Below are 24,735 nucleotides of genomic sequence, written 5' to 3'. Positions count from 1 at the left end.
TCAGTCCCGCAAGGTGGTGCCGGTGAGGTGCAGGAACGTGGCTTCCAGGTCGGGCTCGACGACCTGGGCGGCGGTCACGGTGGCATGTCCCTCCACGGCGGTGATGAGCGACGGCAGCAGGTAGCGCCCGCCGTCGGCGAGCAGCCGCACGGACGACTCCCCGGTCCTGGCGGCCTCGCTCACGCCCTCGACGGCGCGCAGCTTCCCGAACGCGGCGGCGACGTCGCCGTCCAGCACCAGCTCCACGGTGTCGGCGCCGCCGACGAGGGAGACCAGCTCGCGGCGGGTGCCGTCGGCGACGATGCGGCCGTGGTCGATGATCGCCACCCGGTCGCAGACGCGCTCGACCTCCTCCATGTAGTGGGAGGTGTACAGCAGCGCCATGCCGTCGGCGACGAGGCGTTCGAGGCCGTCGAGAATGGCCTTGCGGCTCTGCGGGTCGACGCCGACGGTCGGCTCGTCCAGGATGAGCACCTGGGGGCGGTGCAGCAGGGCGGCGCCGATGTTGACGCGCCGCTTCATGCCGCCGGAGTAGGCGCCGAGCTTGCCGTCGGCCCGGTCGGCCAGGCCGATCAGGTCGAGCACCTCGTCGACGCGGGCGGCCAGGCCACGCCGGGGCAGGCCGAACAGGCGGCCGAAGAAGCGCAGGTTCTCCCGCCCGGTCAGCTCCGGGTAGAGGGCGATCTCCTGCGGGACGTAGCCGATCCGCGCCTTGGCGCGCAGCGGCTCGCGGGCCAGGTCGACGCCGCCGACCAGCACCTCGCCGGCGTCGGGGCGGAGCAGGCCGACGAGCATGGAGATCGTGGTGGTCTTGCCGGCGCCGTTCGGGCCGAGCAGCCCGTACGCCTGCCCGGGGGCGATGGACAGGCCCACGTCGTCCACGGCGACCAGGTCGCCATAGCGTTTGCCGAGGCCCCGGCAGGCGAGTGCGGCAGTCATCGCCGCCACCCGGGCGCGTCCTGCGGGTCGCCCTTGCCCGCCGTGTTGCCCGCGTACACCTGCCGGGCGGGGTCGGCGCCGAGCTGGTAGTCCAGCGGGCTGTTGCCGGTGACCCGGTTCCACAGCAGGTGGCAGCCGTCGACGTCGTCGCCGCCGAAGTCCTTGGACGAGCCCAGGACGAGCCCGGCGCCCATCACCGACTCGCCGCTGGGGTGGTTGTCGTGGATGCGGTTGTCGACGACGGTGACGCGGTGCGCGCCGATCAGGGCGAGGCCGACGCCGGAGATCGGCGGCCCGGCCGCGCCCAGCCCGTCCGGCTCGGCGCCCGCGGCGAGCACGTTGCCGTACAGGTCGTTGCCGGAGACGAGGCAGTCGCGCACGCCGCCTTCGGGCTCGCCCTCGTACACCTGGTTGAGCAGCAGGATGCCGATCGCGTTGCCGTGGCAGGAGTTGCCCGTCACGCGCGCCTGCGAGGAGTTGTCGACGAAGACGCCGAAGGCGTTGCCGGTGCACTCGTTGCCGGTGATCTCCGCGTCGGAGCGGGGGCAGAAGCTGAGCGCGACGCCGCCGTACTGGCTGCCGGAGGCGTGGCAGCGCACCACCCGGCAGCCGGTGGACTCGCGCAGGTAGACGCCCCAGACGGCGTTGCCGCGCAGCTCGGCGTCCCGCACGCTCACCCCGGCGACCGTGTGGGCGTAGACGCCGGCGCCGGAGAAGCCGCGCACGCTCAGCGCCTCGACGCGCACGCCGCCGGCGGACTCGCCGTACACGGTGACGCCGCTGACCACGTCCTCGGCGGCGTCGTGCAGCCGGGGGGCGCCGGCCGGGCCGCCGCCGCCGGGCTCCAGCACCGTGCGCCCGGCCCCGGCTCCGGTCAGCGTCACGCCGGGGTGCCTGATCCAGACGCTCTCCCGGTACGTGCCCTCCTCCAGGACGACGCGGGCGCCGGGGCCCGCCTCGTCGAGGGCGCGCTGGATCGGCTCGCCGGGGCGGACCGTTCTCGTCACGGACATGCGTTCCCCTTCTCGGCCAGGTAGACGATCGCCAGCGACACGAACACGCCGCCGCCCTCGCCCCACCGGGCGGCGGCGGCCACGGTCCGCGACCGGGGCGCGCCGCCGGGGGAGCTGCTCCCGGCGGCGGTCGCCGGAGCCTTCTCGGGGGCGTTCTCCGGAGCCGCCAGCCGGAGCAGGGCCGCGCGGGCGCTGGCGCCGCGCACCCGGTACGCCGCCCCGCCCGTCAGGGGCAGCCCGGTGGAGTCGGCCAGCTCGCAGGCCGCCTCGTCCAGCAGCGGGCGCGCCCACGCGGCCGGGGACTCCTTCACGGCCTCGAAGTCGTGCCAGGTGAAGCCGGGCGGCCGGCCGCCGACGGCCTTGATCAGGCTCTCCTTGACCGAGACGGCGACCGGGCCGGCTCCCAGGCTCCGCTCGGCGGCGGTGGCGACGTGCCGGGCCAGCAGGTGCCCGCCCCGGCCGACGGCCGCGGCCAGCCGGTCGGCCTCCACGATGTCCACGCCCAGCAGGACGGCCGGCGCGCTCACGCGAGCGCCCCCGCGCCGGTCCCCGCGACGAAGGACGTCAGGGCCGCCGTGTACTCCTCGGCCCGCTCCACCATCGGGATGTGGCCGCTGTCCTCGACGAGCAGCAGCTCGTGCCCGTCGCGCCCGGCCAGCGCCTCCGCCCACGGCGCCACGGGCGTCATCCTGTCGTGCCGCCCCCACACGTACAGGGCCGGGCAGGTCACCTTGTCCAGCGCGGGCGGCACCCGGTAGGCGCGGGTGGCCTTGAGGCTGCGCGCCATCGACACCATCGACTCGGGGCGGGCCAGCAGCTCGCCCGCCTCCGCCATGCGCTCGGCGGAGAAGTGGCAGCCCTCGTGGAACAGGGCGGCGACCATGCGGCGGCCGAAGTCCTCGCCGGTCGGCCGGATGCTGCCGCGCCGGTCGAAGCTCAGGCCGACGTCGGGGTCGGCGGACAGGCCGGGGGCGCCGCTCACCACGATGCCGCGCACCCGGTCGGGGCGGCGGCCCGCCAGGTCGATCGCGACCAGGCCGCCGAGGGAGTTGGCGCAGACGACGACCTGGCCGTCCGCCCCGGCGGCGTCGCAGGCGTCGAGCAGCGCGTCGCCGAGCCGTTCGATGGAGCCGGCCAGCCGCCGGTCCAGGCCGCAGATCGGCTCGTTCGTCCGCAGCACCGGCACGCCGGCCCGCTCCAGGCTGCGGTAGGGGTGGTCCCAGATCCAGCCGCCGGCGAACAGCGCGGACATGAACACCACGGCGGTGTCCGCGTCGCCGAGCCGGTGCTCGGTGGTGAATTCCCTCATCGTGGCTCCAGTCACAGCGTCGGGGCGTCGTCGGGGGTCCAGCCGCACCCGCAGGCCGCCCCCGAGGCGACGACCTGCTCGCACGTCGGGCAGCGGGCGTAGTCCCGCGCGGAGGCGGGGTACCAGACGCTGGTGTGGACGCGGGTGCACAGGCCGCTCCTGAAGAAGCGGCGCATGGCCCGCTGGTGCGGCCGGGCGTGCACGGCGCGCATCGACTCGGGCCGGTCGAAGGCGCTCAGCGTGAACTTGCGCCCGCCGACGTCGAACGTGGTCACGCCGAGGAATCCGCGCGTGGCGCGCAGCGACTTGACGATCTCGACGCTGAGCAGGTCCACGTCGGCGGCCTCGGCGTCGTCGCGGATCTCCAGCCAGGTCAGGACGAGCGCGCCGGGCCGCTCGGTGCGGCCGGTGGCGGCCCTGGCGCTCACGCCGAACTCGCGGGTCCCGTCGGAGCCGGGGATGAAGCGGGCCGTGTGGCCGAGCGCCGCGGCGAGGGCGAGCCGGTCGAACGTGCGCCGCACGTGCGGGCCGTCCGCGCCGGCGGTGACCAGGTCGACGCCGTCGACGGCGACGGCGCCGCCGGTCGCGGGCATGCCCAGGTACGGCTCGCGGTGGTCGGCGGTCAGCCGCCACGACACGGCGGCGGCGCTCTCGTCGCCGGTGACGCGCTCCACGTCGAAGCGGGCGTTCCTGAAGCGGGACAGCGTGGCGGCGGCGTGCGCGGCCAGCGCCTCCCCGGCCAGCGGGGCCCCGGTGTCGGGGTCGGCGTAGGTGGCGGCGGTGGCCGCGACGGCCTCGGCGTCACCGGACCCCCACGCCTCCAGATGCGCCTCGGCGAGCTTCCTGGCGTCCATCAGCGGCCCCCGCCCTCGATCAACCGGTTCGTCCGCATGGCCCGGGCCTCGTCCTCGGGCAGGCGGGTCGTGGGCTCGGTCCGGGATTCGCCAGGGAGGCGGGTCGTCCGCTCGGTCCGGGGTCCGTCCTCGGGGAGGCGGGGGGTGCGGACGGCCAGGGCCAGGGCGCGCAGGTCCGTGTGGCTGACCGACACCCGGATCCACCCGGGCACGGACGCGGCCAGCGCCGGCAGGTCGCCGAGCAGGCGCACCGACGGCGGATGCCCGTCACGGCAGGCCGCGTCCGCGGCGCAGGCCGGGGTCGGCAGCGGCAGGATCTCCACCTGGCCCAGCCGCTCGGCGTCCGCCGGCAGCCCGAGCAGGCGCAGCACCGCCCGCTTGGCGGCCAGCCGGCCCGCCCAGCGCTGCAGCGTCCGCCCGCCCGACCTGACCCGTTCGGCGCGGGTGAAGACGACCTCCAGCGGCATGCCGGCGACCAGGTCGCGCGGGCCGCCGAGCCCGGCGTGGCCGACGATCGCGCTGCCCCACCGCCTCACGCCGCCACCCCCTTGGCCAGGCGTCGCGGCGTGGCCGGGTCGGCCATGCTCAGGCAGCGCACCCCGGCGCGGCGGGCCAGCCCGGCGAGCACCTTGCTGTCGCCCACCTCGACGAGGGACGGCGCGAGCGGCGCGACCGCCGCCATCGTGGCGGTCCAGCGGACCCGGCCGGTGAGCTGGGCGACCAGGGCGCGGCGCAGGACGTCCACGTCGGTGGTGGGCTCGCCGGTGACGTTCGGGACGACGGGGACGCGCGGCTGCCGCAGCGGCGCCCCGGCCACCGCCGCCGCCCACGCGGCCTCGGCCCCGGCCATCAGCGGCGAGTGGAAGGCGTCCCCCACCTTCAGCGGCACGATCTTGACGTCGGGGGCGAGCCCGGCCAGCCGGTCCAGGCCGGGCGGCGCGCCCGACACCACCACGTGGCCGGGCGCGTTCTCCAGTGCCACGACGACCGGCTCCCCCGGCTCCGACGCGGCCCCGGCCAGCTCCTCGACCCGCTCCACCGGCAGGCCCATCACCGCCCGCATCCCGCCCGACGCGGCCACCCCGGCCATCAGCCGGGCCCGCAGCTCGACCAGCCGCACGGTCGCGGCCAGGTCCAGGACGCCCGCCGCGTGCAGCGCGCTCAGCTCGCCCACGCTGTGCCCGGCCACGACGGCGGGCTCGTACCCCTCCTCGTCCAGCACGGCCAGCGCCGCCAGGTTGCACGCCGTCACAGCGATCTGGGCGTGCTCGGTGGCGACCAGCCGGTCCAGCGGCCCCCGCGCGCACAGCGGCGCGATCGGCCGCGCCAGCAGCGCGTCGACCTCGTCGAGCCGCCGCCGGGCCGCCGGGCTGCGGCGCAGCCAGGCGCCCATGCCGACGCGGACCGTCCCCTGCCCGGGGAAGAGATAGCCGAGCATGTGCCGTCCCCTCTAGAGCCGGCGCCGGGGGCGCCGCTCCTCGTGCGCGGGCCGCTCGGTGCCGAGGAAACCGAGCAGCAGCTTGCTGACCTCGTCGGGGGCGTCCAGGGGCAGCCAGTGACCGGCGTCCTCGATCCGCTCGTAGCGCCACGGGCCCTTCACGTACTTGCCGGAGGCGGTCATGCCCTCCTCCAGCAGCGCCTTGTCACCCGCGCCCCAGATGCCGAGGGTCGGCGCGTACACGGGCGGGAACGGCCGGGCCGGGCGCAGCTCGGCCTCCGGCGAGCGGTTGGCCCGGTACCAGTTGAGCCCGGCGGTGAGCGCGCCCGGCCGGGCCAGGTCGCGCAGGTAGCGGTCGTAGTCGCCGTCGCGGCCCATGATCTCCTTGAACAGCCGCCAGCCGTTGCGCCGCAGCAGCTCCTCGCTCACGCCGGGGAACTGGTAGAAGAGCATGTACCAGGAGGCCGCCCGCTGCTCCAGCGACGGCGTGGCGAAGACGCCCGGGTGCCCGACCGACAGGACCACCAGGTGGTCGAGCCTGCGCGGCATGAGGAAGGCGTACATCCACGCGATCGCCGCGCCCCAGTCGTGGCCGACCAGGTGCGGGCGCTTGATCCCGAGCTTGAGCGTGAGCGCCACGACGTCGTTGACGATCGTCTGCATGCCGTACGCCTCGGCCTCCTGCGGCTTGCTGGAGTCGCCGAACCCGCGCAGGTCCGGCGCGATCACGCGGAAGCCGCCCTCGACCAGCGCCGGGATCTGGTGCCGCCACAGGTAGGAGGAGTCGGGGAAGCCGTGCAGGAGGATGACGGGGTCGCCCTCCCCCTCGTCGATGTAGGCGAGCTCGATGTCGTTGACGCTTACGGTCTTCTTCTCGGTCATGCGGTCTCCCTGAACAGGCGCTCAGCGAAGAACTCGCTGAAGCCGAACTCCGGTACGTCCTCGGGCGCGACCATGTTGAGCAGCCCGGTCACCTGGGCGGCGAAGTTGCGCGCCATCAGCCTGCGGACCCGCCGCCTGCGCTCCACCGCGGCCGGCCCGAACTCCACGTGCAGCCTGCTGATGATGGACGCGCCGAAGTCCAGCCGTTCCAGCCGCGAGCCCCGCTCCTTCACGTACGGCTCGAACGCCGCCGGGGACCAGTCGGAGGAGGCCAGGAGGATGTCGCACACGGTACGGGCGTCACGCATGGCGCACGACAGGCCGGTGCCGAGCACCGTGTCGGCGTTGCCCGCCTCGTCGCCGATGAGCACGACGCCGTCGGTCAGCGGCGGCCCCTCCGGCACGCTCGACACCGACGGCCACACCGACAGCGGGCCCGCGGGCCTGGCCCCGGTCACCGCCCTGCCGCGGTCGGGCAGGCACTTCAGCGCGTACGCGGCCAGGAACCGCTCCACGCCGCCCGGGCCCCGGTAGCGGTGCTTGTTGGCCACGGGGAAGTTCAGATAGAGGCGGGCCCGGCCGTAGCCCTGCGGGAACACCATGAACATGACGTCGCCCTCGGTGCCCATCGCCTGCACGTCCGGCGGCCAGCCGTCCATGCCCTCGACCATCATGCCGCCGCCCCAGTGGTGCATGGAGTTGCGCATGGTGACGCCGATCTGGCGGCCCACGGTGCAGCCGCGTCCCGTCGCGCCGAGCACGAGGCGGGGGCGCAGCTCGTGCTCGCCCTCCTCCGTCCGGTAGGTGACGACGGGCCGCTCGCCGGCGACGACGCGGATCCTCGCCGCGTCCATCACCAGCCGGGCGCCGCCCGCCACCGCCTGCTCGGCCATCAGCGCGCACACCGCGTGATGCGGGAACGACATCGGGCCGCCGACACCCGGGATGAACCGGGTCATGTCCACCGCCTCGACCTCGTCCTCGGTGACGGCCTCGTCCCAGGTCATCCATTCGCGGATCTCCCAGGCGCCACCGGCCGAGAAGCAGTCGTCCACGCCGAGGCGCTGCGCCTCCACGATCCCCCACGGCGCCAGCCACTCGCCGCGTACGAGATCGTGGTAGGTCGCCTGCTTCTCCAGCAGCACCACCGACAACCCGCCGGCGGTCAGCTTGCAGGCGGCGGAGGCGCCGGCGATGCCCCCGCCGACGATGACGACGTCGGGCTGCTCGGGTCGGGTCACTGCCCCCACCTCTCCCAATAGGTGCGTTCACCGGCGCTGTAGCGGGCCGCCGGGCGGAAGCCGTCACCCAGCGTGTAGGCGACGGGGATCATGCACACCTGCGTGACCCCGGACGGGATGCCGAGCAGCCGCCCGGTCTCCCGCTCGTGCGGCACGTGCAGGCAGGTGATCGTGCTGCCGAGGCCCCGGCTGCGCAGGGCGAGCTGGAAGGACCAGATCGCCGGGAAGATCGAGCCGTAGAAGATGCTGGCCCGCGTCTCGCCGTGCTGCACCAGGTGGCCGGGGTCCTCGGCGACCTTGCTCGCCATGCGCTCCCGCCAGCGGGCGTTGATCTCGGCGATGTCCGGCGGCCGGCCCAGGACGCACGGGATCACCAGCACGGGCACGGCCGCGATCGTCTCCGTCAGCGCCCGTGCCGAGTCGAAGTTGCGCCGGGCCTGCGCGTCGTTGCGCCGCCGGCCCGCGTTGGTCCACATGTCGTTGCGGTGGAACGTCCACGACGAGCGGATCATCTCGGCGAGCTTCTCCTTGACGCCCGCCTCGGTGATCACCAGCCAGCGCCAGTTCTGGTGGTTGTTCGCGGTCGGCGCCTGGACCGCCACCTCCAGCGCCTCCCGCACGATCTCGCGCGGCACGGGCCGGTCCAGGTCCAGCCGCCGGCGCACCGACCTGGTCGTGGTCAGCAGCCTGTCCGTCTCGGCCACGTCGAACGGCCTCTCGCTCACACCGCCTCCAGCAGTACGGCCCCGCGCAGGGAGTCGTGCGCCGCCGTCAGCGCCACCGCCCGCTCCACCGCCCGGGCCAGCTCCGGCCCCGCGACATACGGCCCGCCGGCCGCCTCACCGTCCGAGGACCCGGCAAGCTCCGGCGCCCGCTCGGGGCCGGAGGCTCCGGCCAGGGCGAGGGTGTGCGCGGCGGGGGTGGTGAGGGCGGGGGTGGTGAGGGCGGGGGTGGTGAGGGCGGGGGTGGTGAGGGCGGGGGTGATGCCGTCGCGGACGGCGAGGGCGGCCAGGGCGATGTTCATGGCGCCGGTCGCCGACTGGCAGTCGCCGATCAGGGCCGCCGAGGCGGTGAGGAGCGCGCCCGGGATGCGCGCCCGGACCGCCGCCGCCTCCTCGGCGTCGCGCGGCAGCCCGGTGGCGGCGCCGACGACCAGGCCGGGCGCCGCACCGGGCAGTTCCAGGCTGCGCGCCACCGGCTCGGCCCCTTCGCCCGCCACATGCCGCGTCCCGGCCACCCGCGCGTACGGCCTGCCGCCACGCTGGGCGCAGTGCGCGGCGGACTCCACGACGAACGCCACCGCCCCCGACCCGGCCCCCTGAGCCACCGGCCCGGAGACCCCGGCCTCCCCCTCACCGCCCGCGACCCCGGCCTCCCCGGGGACGCCCCCCTCGGCACCGGAAGCCGGGGCTGGGAGCCCGTACGGAAAGCCCGAATGCGCGGACGGAGCGGAGGCGGCGGACGCGGAGCCCGCGCCCGCCGGGGTGGCGGTCGCCTGGGGGGCAGGGGTTTCGTCGGCGGCCACCACCAGGACGACGTCGGCCTTGCCCGCGGCGATCATCTCCAGGGCGCAGTCGAGGGCGATGGACGCCGACGCCGCGCCGTTGCAGATGGTCGTGGTGGGCCCGCGCAGTCCGAGCGTCTGGCAGACGGCGCCGCCGGTGGCGTTCAGGACGACGTTGGAGAAGCTGAGCACGGCGGGCTTGTTGGGGTTGAGCGCGATGCTGTCGTCGAACCCGCCGGTGCTCTCGGCGGACCCGGCGCCGGTGGCGAAGACCAGCGCGACGTCGTCGAGCGCCCGGCGGGGCAGTTTGAGCCCGGCGTCCTCCCAGGCGAGCCGGGAGGCGGCGATGGCCAGGCGGGACAGCCGGTTCATGTGCCGCCACAGCGACCGGGGCGCGAACGTGCGGCCTTCCAGTGAGGGGGCGCGCCCGTCGGCGCGGCGGCCGGCGGTGATGGCGGCGGCGGTCTCGGCGATGCCGGTGCCGGCGCCGGTGACCGGTCCGAGCCCGGTGATGACGGCGTCGCGGCGGGGCGGCGGGTCGTGCGGGCGGGCTTCGCCGGACGGGCCGGTGCGGGGCCGGGTCAGCACGAGGGAGACGTTGTTGCCGCCGAAGGCGTAGTTGTTGGAGACGACGGTGTCGATGGTCATCGGGCGGGCGTCGTTGGGCACGTAGTCGAGGTCGGCGCGGGAGTCGTCGTCGAAGCCGATCGTGGGGGGCGCGACGCCGTGCCGCAGGGCGAGGACGGAGGCGACGGCCTCGACGGCTCCGGCCGCGCCGAGGGTGTGGCCGACGAACGACTTGATGCTGCTCGTGGGCACCTGGGGGGCGCGCTCGCCGAAGACCAGGCGCATGACCTTGGCCTCCATGGCGTCGTTGGCGGGGGTGCCGGTGCCGTGGCCGCTGACGTAGTGAACGTCGGCGGGGGTGAGCCCGGCGTCGGCGAGCGCGCGGCGGACGGCGCCCGCGCCGCCTCGGCCGGTGGGGTCGGGGGCGGTGGCGTGGTAGGCGTCGGCGGACAGCCCGTAGCCGGCGACCTCGGCGAGCGGGGTGGCCCCGCGGGCGAGCGCCAGGTCGAGCGGCTCCAGCAGCAGGAACGCGGCGCCTTCGCCCAGGTTGAGCCCGTCGGAGTGGCTGTAGGGGCGGCAGGGCCCGGTGCTGAGCGCCTGGAGCCCGGCGAAGCCCGCGTACGTGCCGAACAGGAGCGGGTCGACCCCGCCGGCGAGGACGGCGTCGGCCTCGCCGGTGAGGATCTTGTCGCGGGCCAGGCCGACGGCGTTGCCTCCGGCGGCGCACGCGGTGGAGACCAGGACGCGCGGGCCGCCGAGGCCGAGCCGCCGGGCGACCACGTCGGCGGTGTGGTGCATCGGCTGGTAGCGCCCCTGCGGCCCGGGGGTCGCCTGGCACTTGCCGAGGATGATCCCGAACCGCCCGGGATCGGGCCCCGCCGGGCCCGGCCCGCCGACGCCGGAGCCGAACCCAGGGCCGGCGCCCGGCCCGGGGTCCGGGAGGGGCAGGCCGGCCTGTTCGATCGCCTGGCGGGCGGCGACCAGGGCGAGCCTGGCGGTACGGTCGCCGGCTTCGACGCCGGCGGGGAGCTGGGTGTCGATCCAGGCGTCGGGCACCTGCCCGGCGTGCCTGGCGGCGAACACGGCGTACGCCGGGTCCTCGATGGGGGCGAGCCCGCCCCTGGCCGTGGTGAGCCGCGTCCAGAACTCCGCGGGGTCCCTGCCGGCCGCGCAGATGATGCCCAGACCGGTGACCACGACGGGCCGCAGCGCCATGCTCTGCCTCCTTCTCAGCGTGACCGGCCGATCAGATGATCGGGATGCTCCAGCTCTTGGGCACGATGTACGGGCTGGTCAGCGTGGTGACGCCGAGACCGCCGACGGTCAGGTCCAGTCCGGCGGCCGCGAGTTCGGGGTCGACGCGGGCCAGGCCGAGGGTGGCGCCGAGGCCGGTGCTGTGGACGGCGTGGACGACCTCGCCGACGTCCTGGCCGCCGGCGAGCACGCGGGTGCCGGGCGCGGGGACGCCTTCGCAGCCGGTGAAGCCGACCGTGCGCCGCCCGTCCCCGCTCTCGAACGCCTCGAGTACGGCCTCGCGTCCGACGAAGTCGTCCTTGGTGATGTCGACCAGCCAGTTGGCGCCGATCTCGATCACGGTGGCGCCGGGGGTGGCCTCGTGGCGCGGGATGGGCTGGCGCACCTCCAGCATGGCCAGTTCCAGCGCCTCCTGCCCGGCGGCCTGGGCGTGCTCCAGCGCGCCGGCCCACAGGCGCGACGCGGCCTCGCGCGGGACGATCATCTGGTAGCCGTACTCGCCGGTGTAGCCGGTCCTGGCGAAGACGATGTCCACGTCCTCCCAGGTGGCGTCCACGACCGATTCGAACGGCAGGGAGGCCAGCTCGCCGTCGATGAGCCGGCCGACGACGCCCCACGCGTACGGCCCTTCGAGGCCGATGACGGTCAGCTCGGCGGAGCGGTCGGTGATCTCGGCGCCGTCGACGGCGTGGGCGTTCAGGTGGTCCAGGAGCTTGGAGCCGGCGCCGCAGGAGCTCTCCAGGAGCAGGCCGTCCTCCCTGCCGAAGGCGATGACCTGGTCGACGACCTGGCCGGAGTCGTCGAGGACGAGGCTCATCATGCAGCGGTCGGAGGTCAGGTACTCCACGTCGCGGGCGAGGATCCGCTGGGCGAAGTCCACGGCGGCGGGGCCGGTGATCTCGATGAGGCGGTGCCCGCCGAGGTCGAGCACGGCCGCCCGTTCGCGCAGCACCTGGTACTCCCCCGCGAGGGTGGAGAAGCGCAGCGGTACGGTGACGTCGCCCACCTGGCCGTAGACGGTGTCCTCCGGATGCCGGGTCGCGAGGACGCTTGCCATGTTCACACCTTTCGCACGGAACGTTGGTTCGCCGGGTCGGCGATGGTGAGGTTTCCTTCGGCGGCGATCTGGCCGTCGACGCGGGCCGAGACCCGGTATTCGGCGAACCCGCCGCCGCCCCCGGTGCGCTCGGCGGTGAGCACGAGCTGGTCGCCGGGCACGACGGGGCGGCGGAAGCGCATCGCCCTGACGCCCGCCAGGTAGCTGATCTCGCTGGCGCCGGCCAGGGCGAAGACGACGCCGGCGAGCTGGGCCATGGCTTCGACCATGACGACGCCGGGCAGGACGGCCTCGCCGGGGAAGTGTCCCTGGAACCACAGCTCGGTGCCGGTGACGTTCTTGGTGGCGGTGCCCTTGACGCCGGGGACGACCTTGCCGACGCGGTCGAGGAGCAGCATCGGCCAGCGGTGCGGCAGGACGGCGCGGATCTGGTCGTGGTTCAGCCCGGAGACGGGCGGCGCCTGTTCGGCGACCGTCATGCCGTGGCCCGCAGGCTGGGGTCGACCTCGTCGGCGAGGCGGGACACCGAGCCGAACACGGCCATGTCGCTGTCGTAGAGCGCGACGCCGAACTCGGCCTCGATGGCGACGTACAGTTCGAGCACGTCGAGGCTGTCGAGTTCGAGGCCGCGGCCGAACAGGGGCTGGTCGTCGGTGATCCAGCCGGGTTCGATCTCCAGGTCGAGCCGCGAGACGATCATCTTCTTGATCTGGCTGCAGGTCTGCTGCCGCTGCGCGGCCCTGGCCCGCAGTTCGTCGATGGTCATGGGTTCTCCTTGTGCGCCGGGCTGCTGCTGGTCGGGCGGGTCACTGCAGGCCGCCGCCGTGCGCGACGACCACTGAGCCGGACATGTACGAGGCCTTGTCCGAGGCGAGGAAGCTGACGATGGCGGCGATCTCCTCGGGGCGGCCCATGCGGCCCAGGCGGATGCGCGACTCGTACCGCTTCTTGATGTCGGCGGGCACCTTGCGGGTCATGTCGGTGGAGACGAAGCCGGGGGCGACGACGTTGGCGCGCACCCCGTGCGGGGCGGCCTCGTTGGACAGCGCGTGGGTGAAGGCGATGATCGCGCCTTTGGACGCCACGTAGTTGGTCTGGCCGGGGAAGCCGCCGTCGAGGCCGCTGGAGGAGGAGATCGTCACGATCGACCCGCTCCGCTGGTGCTGCATGATTTTGAGCGCTTCGCGGCAGGCGAGGAAGGTGCCGACGAGGTTGGTGTCCACGGGGGTGCGGAACTGCTCCAGGCTCATCGCGATGAGGTAGCGGTCCAGGGTCACTCCGGCGCTGGTCACGAGCACGTCGAGGCGGCCGTGTTCGGCGCGGACGTCGCGGAAGAGGCGCTTGACCTCGTCCTCGTCGGTGACGTCGGCGCGTACGGCGGCGGCGCTGCCGCCTTCCGCCGTGATCAGGCCGGCGACCTCCTTGGCGTCGTGCTCGGAGCGGGCGTAGTTCACGACGACGTGGGCGCCCTCGCGGGCCAGGTCGAGGGCGACGGCCCGGCCGATGCCGCGCGACCCGCCCGTCACCACGGCCACGGATCCTGGGGCAAAGAGCATCATCTCTCCAGGAATTCGATAATCACCGGATCGATCAACTGGATCTTCTCCCCATAAGCTACTAAGCCCCGATATCACCCCTGTATCACGCAGATATCTGCGCATTGACCTGAATAATCGCGATATATGACTCTGGGGCCATGAATGAGCTCAATGCGGAAGTTCTGGTCGTCGGTGGCGGGCCCGTCGGGCTGTGCGCCGCCATTGAGCTCGCCCGCCACGGAATATCGGTGCTCCTGGTGGAAAGGCACGCGGGCACGGCGATTTTCCCCAAGGCCCGCCTGATCACCACCAGGACGATGGAGCTGCTGCGCGCCTGGGGCCTCCAGGAGGAGGTCGAGCGCGCCGGCATGCCCCGTGAGGAGTACCTGGCGGTGGGCGTCGGCAGCTCCCTGACCGCGCCCGACTTCGTCCGCTCGGCCGCCGAGCTGGACCGCGACGCCCCGCAGAGCCCCACGTACACGTTCCTGTGCTCGCAGGACCGGCTGGAGGTGATCCTGCGCCGCCACGCCGAGTCTCTGCCCGGCGCCGACATCCGGTTCGGCGTCACCATGACCGGCCTGCGGCCCGGCCCCGGCGGCGTGACGGCGGGCCTGCGCGACGAGGGCGGCCGCGAGACGTCCGTGACCTGCCGGTACGTGGTCGCCGCCGACGGCAGCCGCAGCGGCGTGCGCGACGCGCTCGGCATCGCCGTCGAGGGCCCCCCGCCGCTCGGGCACATGATCAGCATCATGTTCGAGGCCGACCTGGGCTTCCTGCCGCCCGACCGGCGGGCCGCGCTGTCGTTCCTGCGCGACCCGCCGTGCGCCGTGGAGGCCGTGGACCACGAACGGCGCTGGATGGTGCAGACCGGCTACGAGCCCGAGCTGGGCGGCAGCCCGGCGGACTTCACCGAGGAGGTGTGCCTGGCGGCGGTGCGCGCGGCCGTCGGCGTCCCGGACCTGCCGGTCACGCTGCTCGGCGTGATGCCGTGGCTGCAGCAGGCCAAGGTCGCCGCCGCCTTCCGCGCCGGGCCCGTCTTCCTGGCGGGCGACGCCGCGCACGTGGCCACGCCGCAGGGCGGGTTCGGCATGAACTGCGGCATCCAGGACGCGCACAACCTGGCCTGGAAGCTCGCCGCCGTGCTGCGCGGCGCCGCGGGTGAGGCGCTGCTGGACACCTACGAGGCCGAGCGCCGGCCCGTGGCCGTCCGTACCGTGGACGAGAGCCTGAACAACGCGCTGATCACCTTCGAGATGATGGAGGGGCGGCTGTCGATGCGGGAGGCGATCGAGCGGCAGGCGGGGCGGCGCAGCAACGAGGGCCTGGTGCTGGGGTTCGCCTACGACTCCGCCGCCGTGCTGCCCGACGGCACCGCGCCGCCCGCCCCCGCCGACCCATACCGTACGTACGTCCCCGCCGCGCGTCCCGGGCACCGCGCGCCGCACGTCTGGCTGTCCGGCCCCGGCGGCCGCCTGTCGACCCTGGACCTGCTCGGCCCCCGCTTCACCCTGCTCACCCCGCCGGGCAGCGGCTGGCTCGCGGCGTCCGCCCACCTCACCGCGTCCCTCTCGGTGGTGGAGATCGCCCCCGACGACCTCACCGCGCCGCCGGACGCGGGTGGATCGGCCCGGGCTCCGTACGTGTCCGCGACGTGGGCCAAGGAGTACGGGGTCGGCCCGGAGGGGGCGGTGCTGGTGCGGCCGGACGGGCATGTCGCCTGGCGGTCCGCGGCGGGCCCGGCGTCGGCGCGGGCCCTCGCGGAGGCGCTGGCCGGGGTACTGGGGCACGGACGGTGAGCCGCGGGGCCGGGGCGTCAGGCGGCGGCGCGGGAGCGGAGGCGCGCGGCGCCGAGCCGGAGGGACAGCGGGTTGCCGCCCGAGGTGCCGACCAGGTCGGCGACCGCCTGGGGGCCGAGGGCCGCGCCGACGAGCAGGTCGGCCAGGCGGGTGGCGGCCTCGTCGGCGAGGGGCCGCAGGAACGCCCGGTGCGCGCCCTGCCGGGCGACGAGGTCGTCGAGCGCGTCGGCGCTGGTGACGATGACGCGGCAGCCGGGCCCGCCGGGCAGCAGCGGCAGCACCTGGTCGGCGCTCTCGGCGCCGTCGAGCACGACGAGGACGCGCCGGCGCGCGGTGCAGCTCCGGTAGAGGGCGAGCTTCTCGGCCGGGTCGGCAGGCAGGTCGGGGGCGCCGAGGGCGCGCAGGAACCGGTCCAGGACCGGGCCGGGCCCGGTGCCGCCCATGTCGGCGTAGAGCTGGCCGTCGGGGAAGCGGTCGAGGCGGCGGTGCGCCCAGTGCACGGCCAGGGTGGTCTTGCCGACGCCCGCGGGACCGCTGAGCACCATGGGGCCGGGGGCGCGGGCGGAGCCGAGGATCGCGTCGAGGGCGACCAGCTCGGCCTCGCGGCCGACGAACGGCAGGACACGCGGCGGGAGCTGGCACGGCACGACGCGGGCGGCCGGCCGGGCGGAGGCCGGGGCGGCGGGCGGGCGCATGAGGGCGGACTCGTCGCGCAGGATCTGCTCGTGCAGCCGCCGCAGCGCGGGGCCGGGTTCGAGGCCGATCTGCTCCAGCAGGTAGCGGCGGGTCTCCTGGTAGGTGCGCAGCGCGTCGGCGCGGCGGCCGGCCCGGTACTGGGCGAGCATGAGCTGGGCGCGGACGCGCTCGCGGAAGGGCGATTCGGCGACGAGGGCGAGCAGTTCGGGGATCACCTGGTGGTGGCGGCCCAGCTCGATCTCCAGCTCCAGGCAGGTCTCCAGCGCCTCCAGCCGTGACTCGGCCATCCGGGCGGCGTCGTAGCGCAGCCCGCGGATGTCCTCGAACGGCTGCCCGCGCCACAGGGCGAGCGCGTCGCGCAGCAGCAGGACGGCGTCCTCCCGGGCGGCGGCGTCGGCCCGGCCCCGGGCCTGTCCGACGAGGTCGCGGAAGCGGAGCCAGTCGATGCTGGCCGGGGCGGCGCGCAGCAGGTAGCCGGGGCTGGAGGTCTCGATGAGCCCGGCGCCGAGCGTGCGGCGCAGCCGCGACACGCAGATGGCGACCTGCCGCCAGGCGCTGCGTGGCGCGGATCCGGCCCACACGGCCTCGACGAGCCGTTCGACGCTCATCACGCGGTTGGGGTTGAGGAGCAGGCTGGCCAGGATGACCAGCTCGCGGTGGGCGCTCATGGGCAGTTCGGCGCCGTCCTTGACGACGGTGAGCGGGCCGAGCACGCGGAACTCGAAGGCGGTGTCCATCAGGCGGTCAGCCTGCTTTCGAGCACGTCGGCGGCGCGGGCGGTGCCCCCGGCGGCGGCGATCTCGCCGCGCATCGCGGCGGCGGCCCGGTGCATGGTCGCGTCGGCGGCGACGTCGAGGACCGTCTCGACCAGCAGGCCGGGGGTGAGGGCGGCGGGGTCGAGGGTGCGGCCGAGGCCGAGTTCGGCGATGCGGCGGGCGCTGACCCGGTCGATGGCGGTGGCGGGGACGACGACGGCGGGGCGGCCCCAGTGCAGCGCCTCCATAGCGGTGCCCATGCCGCCCTGGGTGACGGCGACGCGGGCATGGCGCAGCACGTCGAGGTGCGACACCCAGCGGTGCGCCTCGACGGTGGGCGGGAGCGGGCCCAACTCGGCGGGGTCGAGGCCGTCGCCGAGGGTGACGACGGTCCGCCAGGGCAGTTCGGCGAAGGCGCGCACGCAGGTGCGGACGAGCTCGGGGCGGCTGGTGAGCACGGTGCCGAAGGACAGCAGCGCGATCGGCAGGCCGTCGCCCGGCGGCTGCCATCCGGTGAGGAAGCGGCGCTCGTCCAGGCAGGGGCCGACGAAGGCGAACCGCTCGTCGAAGGTGTCGCCGGCGTACTGGAAGGCGCGCGGCAGCGCGACCACGTTGGAGTCCTGCACCTGCCACCACAGCTCGGCCGGGTCGGCGGTGACGCCGTGGGCGGCGGCCAGGTCACGGGTCCTGGCGAGCATGCCGTCGACCCAGCCGGGCAGCTCGGGGCCGGGCCCGCCGCCGCCGTCCTCGGCGTAGACGGCGGTGAGGAAGGAGAAGTGCTCGTTGGCGGCGAACACCGGGATGAACTGCGTGGCGGGCACGTCCCATTTCCTGGCCAGGACGCGGCCGGCGTGCAGGACGGACACGTCGTAGACGATCACGTCGGGCCGGTGTTCCGGGCCTGCGGCGGCGAGCATCGCCGCGCTCTCGTCGAGGAAGAGCGAGAGCAGGCCGAGCGGGTCGTCCTCCAGCTTGCGCAGGTCGACGTCCCGGTAGATCGACTCGTACGGGAGCAGGGTGGCGCCGGCTCCCGTCACCAGCCCGGCCATGGCGGGCGAGGTGAGATAGGTGACCTGGTTGCCCCGTCGGACGAGCTCGGCCGCGACGGCGAGGCCGGGAATGACATGTCCGTGGTCGGGCTGGCACATGAAAAGAAAACGCCCCGTCATGTGAGGCCTCCCCGCAATGATTGCGCATTTACGTGCGCTGCCCAATCTATGGACGGGCGGGAGAATCGGTCACCCCTAGCTTCCCCCTCACCTTCGCGGCGCTTTCTAGGGGTTCCCCCGATCGGGGCCCCGCTGTTTATTCTGGGGCCGCCGGAGCCAGCAGGAGGACGAATGGTCACGCGCGTCTGGGATTATCTGCCCGAATACGAATCCGAGCGAGCCGACATCCTGGACGCCGTGGAGACGGTGTTCGCCTCGGGGCAGCTCGTGCTGGGGCAGAGCGTGCGCTCGTTCGAGGAGGAGTTCGCCGCCTACCACGGGGTGCGCCACTGCGTCGGCGTCGACAACGGGACTAACGCGGTCAAGCTGGGGCTGCAGGCGCTGGGCGTCGGGCCGGGCGACGAGGTGATCACGGTGTCCAACACTGCGGCGCCGACCGTGGTGGCCATCGACGCCGTGGGCGCCGTCCCGGTCTTCGTCGACGTGCGCGCCGGCACGTACCTGATGGACGTGGAGCGGGTGGCGGCGGCGATCACGCCGCGCACCCGCTGCCTGCTGCCGGTCCACCTGTACGGGCAGTGCGTGGAGATGGAGCCGCTGGAGCGGCTGGCCGCCGAGCACGACCTGGTGATCCTGGAGGACTGCGCGCAGGCGCACGGCGCCCGCCACCACGGCCGGGTCGCCGGCTCGATGGGGCACGCGGCGGCGTTCTCGTTCTACCCGACGAAGGTGCTGGGGGCCTACGGCGACGGCGGGGCGACGATCACCTCCGACCCGGAGGTGGAGCGGGCGCTGCGGCGGCTGCGCTACTACGGGATGGAGAAGACGTACTACGTGGTGAGCACGCCCGGCCACAACGCGCGGCTGGACGAGGTGCAGGCGGAGATCCTGCGCCGCAAGCTGCGCCGGCTCGACCGCTACGTGGACGGCCGCCGGGCGGTCGCCGCCCGCTACGCCGAGGCCCTGGCCGGCACCGGGCTGGTGCTGCCGGAGACGGCGCCGGGCAACGAGCACGCCTACTACCTGTACGTGGTGCGCCATCCGCGCCGGGACGAGATCCTGGAGGCGCTGCGCGGCTTCGGCATCCAGCTCAACGTCAGCTACCCGTGGCCGGTGCACACGATGTCGGGGTTCGCGCATCTGGGTCACGGGGCGGGCAGCCTGCCGGTGACCGAGGCGCTGGCCGGGGAGATCTTCTCGCTGCCGATGTACCCGTCGCTGCCGGTGGAGCTGCAGGACCGGGTCATCGCGGCGCTGCTGAAGGTGCTGTAGCGGGCGCGTAGCGGGGCAGCAGGCCGAGCGCCGCCGCCTCGGCCAGGGTGGGGGCGGCGGCGTCGCGCTCCGACAGCAGCGGCGTCTCCCCCGCCGGCAGCGGCAGCGCCAGGTCCTCGTCCAGGACCGACAGCGTGAGGTCGTCGGCCGCGCGGTACTCCGACGACAGCAGGTAGCACATGACGGTGTCGTCCTCCAGCGCGGCGAACGCGTGCCCGGCGCCCGGCGGCAGGTAGACGGCCCGGCCGTTGCCCGCGGTGAGCTCGACCGCGTCCCAGCGGCCGAACGTGGGCGAGCCGGCGCGCAGGTCGACGACCATGTCCAGGGCCCGGCCGCCGGCGCAGAAGACGTACTTGGCGGTGCCGGGCGGGACCAGCGTGTAGTGCACGCCGCGCACGACGCCGCGCCGGGAGACGTTGCGGCTGGCCTGGGCGACGGTGAACAGCGGGCGGCCCACGGCGGCGGCGAACGCGCTCTCCTGGTAGGGGGAGGCGAAGCTGCCGCGCCGGTCGGGGTAGACGTCGGGCTCGAAGGCGAAGGCGCCGGTCACGGCGAGCTCACGGTGGCGCACGGGTCATCCCCTGACGAGGTGGACGTCCGGCACGTACAGGATCCAGGAGCCGCCCGCGTCGCGGAACGCCGTCTCCTTGGCCATGATCTCCTCGGCGTGGTTCCAGGCGAACAGCAGCGCGTAGTCGGGGTACGGGTCGGCGAACGCCTCCGGGCCGAGGACGGGGATGTGCGAGCCGGGCGTGAGCCTGCCCTGCTTGGCCGGGGTGGTGTCGCAGATCAGCGGGACGAGGTCGGGGCCGATGCCGCAGTAGTTGAGCACGGTGGCGCTCTTGGCGGTGGCGCCGTAGCCGTACACGGTGGCGCCCCGCGCGCGCAGGCCGGTCAGCAGGTCCACGAGGCTGTCGCGGATGCCGGCGACGCGGCCGGCGAAGGCGGTGAGCGTCGCGGGGGTGGCCAGGTCGGCGGCCTCCTCGGCGGCCAGCAGCTCGGCCACGGCGGGCGTGGGGGTCCTGGCGCCCTCGCGGGCGAGCGTGTAGCGGACCTCGCCGCCGTGCACGGGCAGCCGTTCGACGTCGACGAGCTCGAAGCCGTGGCGGCGGGCCATCGCGCGCACGGAGGTGGCGGCGAAGAGGTAGAAGTGCTCGTCGTAGATCTGGTCGAAGGTGGCGCGCTCGACGACGTCGCCGAGGTACGGGTCCTCGAAGACGAAGACGCCGCCGGGCCGCAGCAGCGTGGCGACCCCCTTCATGATCGAGTCGAGGTAGGGGATGTGGCACAGGGTGTTGGCGGCGTAGACGACGTCCGCGGGCCCGTCGAAGGCGCGGATGCTCGCGGCGGTGGCGGCCTCGAAGAAGTCCTTGCGCACCCGCACGCCGCGGGCGGCGGCCAGGTCGGCGACGCCGCCGGACGGCTCGACGCCGAGGTGCCTGACGCCGGCGGCGGCGATCGTGGCCAGCATGGTGCCGTCGTTGCAGCCCAGCTCGACGACGAACGGGTCGGGCCCGGTCAGCTCGGTGGCGAGCAGCCGCCCGGCCAGGGCGCGGAAGTGCTCGCGCATCACGGCGGAGCCGGACGACAGGTACGGGTAGCCGTCATGGAACATCCGCTCGCGCGGCACCTCGTGCAGGAGCTGCACCATGGCGCAGCTCTCGCACACGCCGACGGCCAGGTCGAAGAAGAACTCCTCCCCGGGGTCGGCGGGGAGGACGAAGGCGTCGGAGACCGGCTGGCGGCCGAAGTCGGCGAAAGGGTGGAGACGGCCCGAGCAGATCCGGCACGCCATGCGCTCCTCCTTAGTCGGTGTCCCGGCGATAGCGCACCCAGACGTCGCCGGTCTGCACGTATCCGGTGAGCCGCACGGTCACGCCGTCGGGCGCGAGCGGCACGGGCGGGCGGTTGTAGACGGCGCCCATCCACCGGCGGACGACCTCCTCGTCCCGGACGATCCAGCCGCGCGGCACCACCACGGTGATGTCGCCGAACCAGGAGGTGATCTCGATGTCGAGCTGGACCTCCCGGTGCGGGCAGTCGGCCCGGGTGAAGTCGACGCGCACCTTGCCCCACCGGCCCGCCTTGGCGCTCAGGTAGGCGGGCACGCTCCAGCGGCCCACCTGGGCGAGCTTGCCGCTGGTCGTGTGCAGCTGTAACGCGCCGCCCACGGGTGCGGGCAGCGCCGCGGTCGCCGCGACCGCCGCGGACGGCGGGCCGGGGTGCGGCAGGTCGGCCACGACGTCGTCCAGCTCGCCCAGCGTGCGGGCGGAGTAGGTGCGGTCGACGCGGTCGTTCAGCTCTTCCAGGCTGATGCGTCCCTCGCTGACGGCCACGCGCAGCATCTCGGCGACTCTCTCGCGGTCGTGGTCACTGGCCCGCACTTCCCGGTGATCGGTCATGGCGTCCACCCTAGAAGGGTAGGAATGCGGCGGCCCAGTGCAGAACCCCTATCCTCTGACCTCGCGCGGGACAGGGGTGGGCACGCAAGGCAGGGGTTGAGCGGCTCGCGTGGCCGGTGGCAGCGTCGGCGGTGGGAAAACCGTTGTGAGGAGCCTGCCATCAGCGACGTACACGAGTGGTTGCGCGAGATGGCCGGGCACACGTCGATGAGCGTGACCCGGCTCCCCCTGGAGGAGCTGGCCGGCTGGCGCGAGGACCCGGCGACGGGCAACATCCACCACCGCAGCGGCCGGTTCTTCACCGTCGAGGGGCTGGACGTGCGCCGCCCCGGGTGGGCGGTGCCGGCCTGGACACAGCCCATCATCAACCAGCCCGAAGCGGGCATCCTCGGCATCCTGCTCAAGCGGCCGGGCGGCGTGCCGCACCTGCTGATGCAGGCCAAGAACGAGCCGGGCAACGTCGACGGGCCGCAGCTCTCCCCCACCGTGCAGGCGACCAGGAGCAACTACACGGGCGTGCACCGGGGGCGGGCGGTGCCGTACCTGGACTTCTTCCGGGAGCGGCGCGGCCGGGTGCTGGCCGACGTGCGCCAGTCAGAGCAGGGCGCGTGGTTCTACCGCAAGCGCAACCGGAACATGGTCGTGGAGGTCGGCGAGGAGGTGGCGGCGGCCGAGGGGTTCCGGTGGCTGCCGCTGCGGCTGGTGCGCGACCTGCTGTCGGTGCCGGACCTGGTCAACATGGACGCGCGGACGGTGCTGGCGTGCCTGCCGGCGCTGGACGAGCCGGGCGGCGGTGACGGGTTCGGCGGTGACGGGTTCGGCGGCCTGCTGGCCCGCTCGCGCGACCCGCTGGCGGGCGCCCGGCACGACGTGCAGGAGGTGCTGAGCTGGCTGAGCGGCATCCGCTCGACGGTGGACGTGCAGGCCAGCCCGCTGCCGCTGAACCGGCTGCGCCGCTGGCACCGGGACGCGGGCCGCATCACGCACGAGAGCGGCAGGTTCTTCGACGTGATCGGCGTGCGCGTGGAGGCGCGCGGCCGGGAGGTCGACCGGTGGACGCAGCCGATGATCGAGCCGGTGGGCACCGGGCTGGTCGCCTTCCTCGTCCGGCCGATCGGCGGGGTGCTGCACGCGCTGGTGCACGCCCGCGTCGAGCCCGGCTACACCGACGTGGTGGAGCTGGCCCCGACCGTGCAGTGCACGCCGGGCAACTACGACCACCTGCCGGCGTCGGCCCGGCCGCCGCTGCTGGCGCACGTGCTGGCGGCGCCGCCGGAGCGGGTGCGCTACGACACCGTCCTGTCGGAGGAGGGCGGGCGCTTCTTCCACGCGCGCAACCGCTATCTGGTGGTGGAGACGGACGAGGACCCGCTGCCCGGCCACCCGTCCTTCCGCTGGCTCGCGCTGCACCAGCTCGACGCGCTGCTGCGGCACAGCTACTACCTGAACGTGCAGGCGCGCAGCCTGAACGCCTGCCTGCACGGGCTGGCGAGCGAGCCGGTCAGCGGAGGTGCGCGATGACCTCGCCGAAGTCCTCCATCGCGGAGTCCATCACGGTGACGTAGGTGAAGCCGAACCGTTCCCGGTCGCGCCGCACCTGCTCGGCGATCTGGGCCGGGGTGCCGGCGAACAGCGTCGGCACGTCCAGGAGCTGGCCGGTGGTGAGGTCGGGGGCGTAGCGGCGCAGGCCCTCCAGCCCGGCGCGGCGGTCGCGGGTCAGCACGGTGGCCTTGGACAGCACGTTGAGCTCCGGCGGCGCGGCCCGCCCGGCCGACTCGGCGCGCACGTGCGCGACCCGCTCCAGCAGCGTGGCGGCGTCGACGAGCGCGGTCCTGCCGTACTCGGGCCGGTAGGGGGCGCCGGTGAAGCTGACGATCTCGGCGGTGCGGGCGGCCAGGGCGAGCACCCGGTCGCCGTGCCCGCCGATCATGAGGGGCGGGCGCTTGCGGTCCAGCAGCCGGTCGAGCTCGGCGACGAGCCTTTCCAGCGTGCGCGTACGGGCGCCCGCGCCGAACGGCAGCCCGGCCGCCTCGAACTCGGCGCGCACGTAGCCGGTGCCGAGCCCGAGCTCCAGCCGCCCGTCCATGAGCCGGTCGAGCGTGACGACGTCGCGGGCGAGCAGGGCGGGCCGGTGGAAGGAGGCGTTGAGCACGTACGTGCCGATGAGCGGCCGTTCGGTGGCCTCGGCGGCGAGCAGCGCGGTGGGGAACGGCGCGAGCAGGTTCAGGTGGTCGGGGACGGCGATCACGTCGTAGCCGAGCGCCTCGGCGCGGCGGCACCGGGTCACCCAGGCGTTCCTGGAGCAGTCCTCGGCGATGAGCACGACGCCGAACCTCATCGCAGCGTGCTCTCGTGACCGCGGGCGGGCGGGACGGCGGGCGGGACGGTGTGCGCGGCGGCGATCGCGGCGACGGCGGTGACGATGAGCCCGCCGCCGGTGCGCCACCTGCCGCTGAACCCGGTGAGCGGGCGGCCCATCCAGCGCGGCCCCGGCACCAGCAGCTCGGCCCGGAACGTGCCGCGCAGCGGGTCGACGCTGACCACGGCGTCCTGGAAGTCGAGCCAGCGCCCGGCCAGCGGGAACCACGCCTTGTAGACGGACTCCTTGGCGCTGAACAGCAGCCGGTCCCAGCTCGTGCGCGGGTGGCGTTCGGCCAGGCGGCGCAGCATGTCGCGCTCGCCGGGGACGGAGACGACCTCCAGCACCCCGGGCGGCAGCGGCGCGTCGGGCTCGGCGTCGATGCCGACGGCGCCGGGCTCGGCGCTGACGGCGGCGGCCCGGTAGCCGGCGCAGTGGGTGATGCTGCCGATGACGCCGGGCGGCCAGAGCGGCTCGCCGTAGGAGCCGCTGAGGATCGGGACGGGGTCGAGGCCGAGCCGCCGCATGGCCCGGTGGGCGCAGTCGCGGGCGGTGGTGAACTCGGCCCGGCGCTTGACGGCCACGCGGCGCACCAGCGCGGCCTCCTCCGGGAAGAGGATGACGCCGGCCGGGTCGGTGAAGGTGTCGAAAGACTTGACCGTCACCGGCAGGATCTCCTCGATCACCTAA

General features: G+C 74.5%; 25 protein-coding genes. 3 read left to right on the top strand and 22 right to left on the bottom strand.

The features are described from left to right. The 15 genes from AB0J53_RS10285 to fabG are packed head-to-tail and all read right to left on the bottom strand — an operon-like array spanning nucleotide 1 to nucleotide 13,593. Nucleotides 1-939, bottom strand: coding sequence for an ABC transporter ATP-binding protein (locus tag AB0J53_RS10285; RefSeq protein ID WP_357588059.1), 939 nt, complete (start codon nucleotides 937-939; stop codon nucleotides 1-3). Next, nucleotides 936-1,952, bottom strand: coding sequence for a right-handed parallel beta-helix repeat-containing protein (locus AB0J53_RS10280; protein ID WP_364170752.1), 1,017 nt, complete (start codon nucleotides 1,950-1,952; stop codon nucleotides 936-938). Before AB0J53_RS10280 ends, AB0J53_RS10285 begins: the two co-directional genes overlap by 4 nt. After that, on the bottom strand, nucleotides 1,943-2,479 hold the full coding sequence (locus AB0J53_RS10275) for a hypothetical protein (protein WP_364170750.1): 537 nt from the start codon (nucleotides 2,477-2,479) through the stop codon (nucleotides 1,943-1,945). Before AB0J53_RS10275 ends, AB0J53_RS10280 begins: the two co-directional genes overlap by 10 nt. After that, entirely contained in the window at nucleotides 2,476-3,261 is a 786-nt protein-coding gene (locus AB0J53_RS10270) for an alpha/beta hydrolase (RefSeq protein ID WP_364170748.1), read from the bottom strand. Before AB0J53_RS10270 ends, AB0J53_RS10275 begins: the two co-directional genes overlap by 4 nt. A gap of 11 nt (nucleotides 3,262-3,272) precedes the next feature. Then, entirely contained in the window at nucleotides 3,273-4,115 is an 843-nt protein-coding gene (locus tag AB0J53_RS10265; protein WP_364170746.1) for an ester cyclase, read from the bottom strand. Then, nucleotides 4,115-4,651: a phosphopantetheinyl transferase gene (locus tag AB0J53_RS10260; protein ID WP_364170744.1), complete on the bottom strand. Its 537-nt coding sequence runs from the start codon at nucleotides 4,649-4,651 to the stop codon at nucleotides 4,115-4,117. The genes AB0J53_RS10265 and AB0J53_RS10260 overlap by 1 nt, the downstream gene beginning before the upstream one ends. Further along, nucleotides 4,648-5,553 (bottom strand): ACP S-malonyltransferase, encoded by a 906-nt coding sequence (locus tag AB0J53_RS10255; protein WP_364170742.1) that lies wholly within the window; start codon nucleotides 5,551-5,553, stop codon nucleotides 4,648-4,650. The genes AB0J53_RS10260 and AB0J53_RS10255 overlap by 4 nt, the downstream gene beginning before the upstream one ends. A gap of 12 nt (nucleotides 5,554-5,565) precedes the next feature. Beyond that, nucleotides 5,566-6,435: an alpha/beta fold hydrolase gene (locus AB0J53_RS10250; RefSeq protein ID WP_357588069.1), complete on the bottom strand. Its 870-nt coding sequence runs from the start codon at nucleotides 6,433-6,435 to the stop codon at nucleotides 5,566-5,568. After that, nucleotides 6,432-7,676, bottom strand: coding sequence for an FAD-dependent oxidoreductase (locus AB0J53_RS10245; RefSeq protein WP_364170740.1), 1,245 nt, complete (start codon nucleotides 7,674-7,676; stop codon nucleotides 6,432-6,434). The genes AB0J53_RS10250 and AB0J53_RS10245 overlap by 4 nt, the downstream gene beginning before the upstream one ends. Further along, complete coding sequence (locus AB0J53_RS10240) at nucleotides 7,673-8,401, bottom strand: nitroreductase family protein (protein ID WP_219509626.1); 729 nt, start codon at nucleotides 8,399-8,401, stop codon at nucleotides 7,673-7,675. Before AB0J53_RS10240 ends, AB0J53_RS10245 begins: the two co-directional genes overlap by 4 nt. Further along, nucleotides 8,398-10,962 carry a beta-ketoacyl-[acyl-carrier-protein] synthase family protein gene (locus AB0J53_RS10235; protein WP_364170737.1) on the bottom strand — a complete coding sequence of 855 codons (2,565 nt, stop codon included), beginning with the start codon at nucleotides 10,960-10,962 and terminating at the stop codon, nucleotides 8,398-8,400. The genes AB0J53_RS10240 and AB0J53_RS10235 overlap by 4 nt, the downstream gene beginning before the upstream one ends. Nucleotides 10,963-10,993: 31 nt before the next feature. Further along, the gene (locus AB0J53_RS10230) at nucleotides 10,994-12,058 is read right to left on the bottom strand and encodes a glycine cleavage T C-terminal barrel domain-containing protein (protein ID WP_364170735.1); all 1,065 of its coding nucleotides are present in this window, start codon (nucleotides 12,056-12,058) and stop codon (nucleotides 10,994-10,996) included. A 2-nt stretch (nucleotides 12,059-12,060) separates the two neighbouring features. Continuing rightward, complete coding sequence (gene fabZ / locus AB0J53_RS10225; protein ID WP_219509623.1) at nucleotides 12,061-12,537, bottom strand: 3-hydroxyacyl-ACP dehydratase FabZ; 477 nt, start codon at nucleotides 12,535-12,537, stop codon at nucleotides 12,061-12,063. Then, entirely contained in the window at nucleotides 12,534-12,824 is a 291-nt protein-coding gene (locus AB0J53_RS10220; RefSeq protein ID WP_219509622.1) for a phosphopantetheine-binding protein, read from the bottom strand. The genes fabZ and AB0J53_RS10220 overlap by 4 nt, the downstream gene beginning before the upstream one ends. Nucleotides 12,825-12,864: 40 nt before the next feature. Continuing rightward, complete coding sequence (gene fabG / locus AB0J53_RS10215; RefSeq protein WP_308125978.1) at nucleotides 12,865-13,593, bottom strand: 3-oxoacyl-ACP reductase FabG; 729 nt, start codon at nucleotides 13,591-13,593, stop codon at nucleotides 12,865-12,867. A 161-nt stretch (nucleotides 13,594-13,754) separates the two neighbouring features. Between fabG and AB0J53_RS10210 the strand changes: the two genes are divergently transcribed. Further along, nucleotides 13,755-15,392 carry an FAD-dependent oxidoreductase gene (locus tag AB0J53_RS10210; protein ID WP_364170732.1) on the top strand — a complete coding sequence of 546 codons (1,638 nt, stop codon included), beginning with the start codon at nucleotides 13,755-13,757 and terminating at the stop codon, nucleotides 15,390-15,392. 17 nt (nucleotides 15,393-15,409) lie between these two features. On the opposite strand, the gene AB0J53_RS10205 is transcribed toward AB0J53_RS10210, so the two are convergent. After that, nucleotides 15,410-16,825: an AfsR/SARP family transcriptional regulator gene (locus AB0J53_RS10205; protein ID WP_364170730.1), complete on the bottom strand. Its 1,416-nt coding sequence runs from the start codon at nucleotides 16,823-16,825 to the stop codon at nucleotides 15,410-15,412. Then, on the bottom strand, nucleotides 16,825-18,012 hold the full coding sequence (locus AB0J53_RS10200) for a macrolide family glycosyltransferase (RefSeq protein WP_364170728.1): 1,188 nt from the start codon (nucleotides 18,010-18,012) through the stop codon (nucleotides 16,825-16,827). The genes AB0J53_RS10205 and AB0J53_RS10200 overlap by 1 nt, the downstream gene beginning before the upstream one ends. A gap of 171 nt (nucleotides 18,013-18,183) precedes the next feature. Here AB0J53_RS10200 and AB0J53_RS10195 point away from each other — a divergent pair, with 171 nt between their 5' ends. After that, entirely contained in the window at nucleotides 18,184-19,284 is a 1,101-nt protein-coding gene (locus AB0J53_RS10195) for a DegT/DnrJ/EryC1/StrS family aminotransferase (RefSeq protein WP_364170726.1), read from the top strand. On the opposite strand, the gene AB0J53_RS10190 is transcribed toward AB0J53_RS10195, so the two are convergent. Genes AB0J53_RS10190 through AB0J53_RS10180 form a run of 3 tightly spaced genes read right to left on the bottom strand, consistent with a single transcriptional unit; the run spans nucleotide 19,256 to nucleotide 21,686 of the window. Beyond that, the gene (locus AB0J53_RS10190; RefSeq protein WP_364170724.1) at nucleotides 19,256-19,855 is read right to left on the bottom strand and encodes a dTDP-4-dehydrorhamnose 3,5-epimerase family protein; all 600 of its coding nucleotides are present in this window, start codon (nucleotides 19,853-19,855) and stop codon (nucleotides 19,256-19,258) included. The genes AB0J53_RS10195 and AB0J53_RS10190 overlap by 29 nt on opposite strands. 3 nt (nucleotides 19,856-19,858) lie before the next feature. Then, complete coding sequence (locus AB0J53_RS10185; RefSeq protein WP_364170722.1) at nucleotides 19,859-21,079, bottom strand: class I SAM-dependent methyltransferase; 1,221 nt, start codon at nucleotides 21,077-21,079, stop codon at nucleotides 19,859-19,861. A gap of 10 nt (nucleotides 21,080-21,089) precedes the next feature. Further along, entirely contained in the window at nucleotides 21,090-21,686 is a 597-nt protein-coding gene (locus tag AB0J53_RS10180; protein ID WP_364170720.1) for a DUF1707 domain-containing protein, read from the bottom strand. Between the two features lie 24 nt (nucleotides 21,687-21,710). Here AB0J53_RS10180 and AB0J53_RS10175 point away from each other — a divergent pair, with 24 nt between their 5' ends. Beyond that, nucleotides 21,711-23,207, top strand: coding sequence for an NDP-hexose 2,3-dehydratase family protein (locus tag AB0J53_RS10175; protein ID WP_364170718.1), 1,497 nt, complete (start codon nucleotides 21,711-21,713; stop codon nucleotides 23,205-23,207). Here the strand turns inward: AB0J53_RS10175 and AB0J53_RS10170 are convergent. Next, nucleotides 23,188-24,024 carry a TIGR03621 family F420-dependent LLM class oxidoreductase gene (locus tag AB0J53_RS10170; RefSeq protein ID WP_364170716.1) on the bottom strand — a complete coding sequence of 279 codons (837 nt, stop codon included), beginning with the start codon at nucleotides 24,022-24,024 and terminating at the stop codon, nucleotides 23,188-23,190. The genes AB0J53_RS10175 and AB0J53_RS10170 overlap by 20 nt on opposite strands. Continuing rightward, complete coding sequence (locus AB0J53_RS10165; protein WP_219509612.1) at nucleotides 24,021-24,731, bottom strand: 4'-phosphopantetheinyl transferase superfamily protein; 711 nt, start codon at nucleotides 24,729-24,731, stop codon at nucleotides 24,021-24,023. The genes AB0J53_RS10170 and AB0J53_RS10165 overlap by 4 nt, the downstream gene beginning before the upstream one ends. Between the last annotated feature and the right edge of the window lie 4 nt (nucleotides 24,732-24,735).

Source organism: Nonomuraea sp. NPDC049725, from assembly GCF_040674795.1.
Lineage (GTDB): Bacteria > Actinomycetota > Actinomycetes > Streptosporangiales > Streptosporangiaceae > Nonomuraea > Nonomuraea ceibae.
Note: the sequence above shows the minus strand (reverse complement) of the source record. Positions and strands in the feature narration are given on the sequence as shown.